The organism is Bartonella sp. AP36NXGY, assembly GCF_042195865.1.
Classification (GTDB): Bacteria; Pseudomonadota; Alphaproteobacteria; order Rhizobiales; family Rhizobiaceae; genus Bartonella.
In genome coordinates this window covers 1-526 of record NZ_JBHIPD010000157.1, presented here as the reverse complement: position 1 = coordinate 526, position 526 = coordinate 1, and the positions used below count along the sequence as shown (strand labels likewise).

Sequence of the window (526 nt, the reverse complement as noted above, 5' to 3'; positions counted from 1 at the left end):
CCTTTCAAAGATCATTTAAAGCCTCTTTTTCTTTTCTGCTCAAAATCGCAATTTGAGATGATCAATCATTGAGTTGGAATCGTATTATTTGAGAAGCAGCGTATATAAGATGTGTTCACCTCTTTTAGCATAAATTGACTGATGATTTTTCTGTATCCTAAGCACATTATTCAGGACATTATTAAATAAGAGAAGCGTTTAAGGAATTCGGTCAACTTGACCAAATTGCTCTTCAGTCTGCAATTGTGCAATGTTTGCACCATTGCTCCTTTTAGGAATTGGGTAAACAATACCCTATTGCTGTACTCATGCAATTGGTGCAAGTTGCACCTATTCCTCATCACGACCGATCAAAGGGTCAAGTTGTCCCTTTGATTTTCTGTCACTCAGAGGTTTCCTTTTCTCCTGCCTCTTTTCCCTTGTTTGGTGCCTCGAGTGTGATTTCTGTTGTGTATCCGCTTTGTTTTTCATAGCGGTGGGTGACGGTTGCAGCTTTCCATGGTCCATTGATTTGCCCACGAAACCC

At 40.1% G+C, this 526-nt stretch carries 1 pseudogene; it reads right to left on the bottom strand.

The features are described 5' to 3' along the window. Positions 1 to 382: 382 nt before the first annotated feature. A pseudogene (locus ACFINX_RS10415) lies at positions 383 to 526 on the bottom strand (late control protein); the annotation flags it as partial.